Genomic DNA, 2,955 nt, shown 5'->3' on the forward strand with positions numbered 1-2,955 from the left:
TTAACAACAATCAAAAAAAGCATTTCCATAGGCGCAAAAGGCTATGGAGAGAAGAAAGTAAGAAAGAGCACACAGGGGATGCCTTGGCTCTCAGAGGCGATGAAAGACGTGATAAGCTGCGATAAGCTTCGGGGATTAGCAAATATGAATTGATCCGAAGATTTCTGAATGGGGAAACCTGGCTAGTTGAAGACTAGTCGTATATAATACGCAAACCTGCCGAACTGAAACATCTAAGTAAGCAGAGGAAGAGAAAATAATAATGATTTCCTAAGTAGTGGCGAGCGAAAGGGAAAGAGCCCAAACCAGTTATGTTACGGCATACCTGGGGTTGTAGGACTACGATATGGTATTGATGAAATGAAGTGGAACAGGATGGGAAGCCTGGCAATATACGGTGATAGCCCGGTACACGTAAGTAACATCAGCCTAGTAGGATCCTGAGTACCGCGAGGTCGGAGACGCCTTGTGGGAATCTGCCGGCACCATCCGGTAAGGCTAAATACTCCTGAGAGACCGATAGTGAACCAGTACCGTGAGGGAAAGGTGAAAAGAACCCCGAACAGGGGAGTGAAATAGAACCTGAAACTGTGTGCTTACAAGCGGTCGGAGCGTCCAGGTGGCGTGACGGCGTGCCTTTTGCATAATGAGCCTACGAGTTACTCTTCTCTGGCAAGGTTAAGTGTTTAAGACACGGATCCGAAGCGAAAGCGAGTCTGAATAGGGCGTATAGTCAGGGGAGGTAGACGCGAAACCTTGTGATCTACCCATGGACAGGTTGAAGGTGCGGTAACACGTACTGGAGGACCGAACCGATAAACGTTGAAAAGTTTCCGGATGATCTGTGGGTAGGGGTGAAAGGCTAATCAAACTGGGAAATAGCTCGTACTCCCCGAAATGTTTTTAGGAACAGCGTTGTGGTAAAGTTATATAGAGGTAGAGCTACTGATTGGGTGCGGGGGAGTCAAATCCTACCAAATCCAGACAAACTCCGAATGCTATATAATATACGCAGCAGTGAGGCCCGGGGTGCTAAGGTCACGGGCCGAGAGGGAAAGAACCCAGACCATCAGCTAAGGTCCCCAAGTTACTACTAAGTTGAACTAACGAGGTGCGATTGCATAGACAGCTAGGATGTTGGCTTGGAAGCAGCCATTCATTTAAAGAGTGCGTAACAGCTCACTAGTCGAGCGATCGTGCATGGATAATAAACGGGCATTAAGTAGTACACCGAAGCTATGGGTAATATTTATATTACGGTAGGGGAGCATTCCAGCGGCAGCGAAGTTATGACGTAAGTTGTGGTGGAGCTTCTGGAAAAGCAAATGTAGGCATAAGTAACGATAAGGCAGGCGAGAAACCTGCCCACCGAAAGGATAAGGTTTCCTGATCAACGCTAATCGGATCAGGGTTAGTCGGGACCTAAGGAGAACCCGAAGGGGATATTCGATGGACAACTGGTTAATATTCCAGTACTTTTTATAACTGCGATGTGGGGACGGAGTAGTGACACTGCCGCGATCTGACGGAATAGATCGTTAAAGGCTGTAGGTATAGGACTGGTAGGCAAATCCGCCGGTCTTGCTGAACGCTGATAGTACCGCGAGCCTTCGGGTAAGTGGATAGTGCAGGTAATCAGACTTCCAAGAAAAACCGCTAAGCTTCAGGTTATAAAAACCCGTACCGCAAACCGACACAGGTATCCGGGAAGAGAATTCTAAGGTGCTCGAGTGAATCATGGCTAAGGAACTCGGCAAAATGGCCCTGTAACTTCGGGAGAAGGGGCGCTGGTAGCAATATCAGCCGCAGTGAAAAGGCCCAGGCGACTGTTTAACAAAAACACATGGCTTTGCAAAATCGAAAGATGAAGTATAAGGCCTGACACCTGCCCGGTGCTGGAAGGTTAAGAGGGGATGTTAGTCGCAAGGCGAAGCATTGAATCGAAGCCCCAGTAAACGGCGGCCGTAACTATAACGGTCCTAAGGTAGCGAAATTCCTTGTCGGGTAAGTTCCGACCTGCACGAATGGTGTAACGATCTGGGCGCTGTCTCAGCCATGAGCTCGGTGAAATTGTGGTCCCGGTGAAGACGCCGGGTACCCGCAACGGGACGGAAAGACCCCATGCACCTTCACTACAATTTAACATTGACATTGGATACAGGATGTGTAGGATAGGTGGGAGACTATGAAGCGGCGTCGCCAGGCGTCGTGGAGTCAACGTTGAAATACCACCCTTTCTGTATTCGGTGTCTAACTCGACTTAGTCGAGGACATTGTTTGATGGGTAGTTTGACTGGGGTGGTCGCCTCCAAAAAGGTAACGGAGGCTTTCAAAGGTAAGCTCAATACGCTTGGTAACCGTATGAGGAGTGCAATAGCATAAGCTTGCTTGACTGTGAGGCAGACAAGCCGAGCAGGGTCGAAAGACGGATATAGTGATCCGGTGGTTCTGCATGGAAGGGCCATCGCTCAAAGGATAAAAGGTACGCTGGGGATAACAGGCTGATCTCCCCCAAGAGCTCATATCGACGGGGAGGTTTGGCACCTCGATGTCGGCTCGTCACATCCTGGGGCTGGAGAAGGTCCCAAGGGTTCGGCTGTTCGCCGATTAAAGTGGCACGCGAGCTGGGTTCAGAACGTCGCGAGACAGTTCGGTCCCTATCTGTTGTGGGCGTAGGAATTTTGAGTGGGGCTGACCTTAGTACGAGAGGACCGGGTTGGACTAGCCTCTAGTGAATCTGTTGTTCCGCCAGGGGCATTGCAGAGTAGCTACGCTGGGAATAGATAAGCGCTGAAAGCATCTAAGTGCGAAACTAGCCACGAGATGAGAATTCCATATAGGACCGTAGAAGACTACTACGTTGATAGGTTACAGATGTAAAGCTGGTGACAGCATAGTCGAGTAATACTAATCATCCGAAGCTTTCAAAAGCAGAATACTGTTGTTTGTTCTTCA

At 49.1% G+C, this 2,955-nt stretch carries 1 rRNA gene; it reads left to right on the forward strand.

What is annotated here, in order from left to right:
• Positions 1-51 precede the first annotated feature (51 nt).
• Positions 52-2,930 (forward strand): 23S ribosomal RNA (locus tag ACTHQF_RS17560).
• Positions 2,931-2,955: the final 25 nt, after the last annotated feature.

This window comes from Pedobacter sp. SAFR-022, from assembly GCF_051965375.1.
GTDB lineage: Bacteria > Bacteroidota > Bacteroidia > Sphingobacteriales > Sphingobacteriaceae > Pedobacter.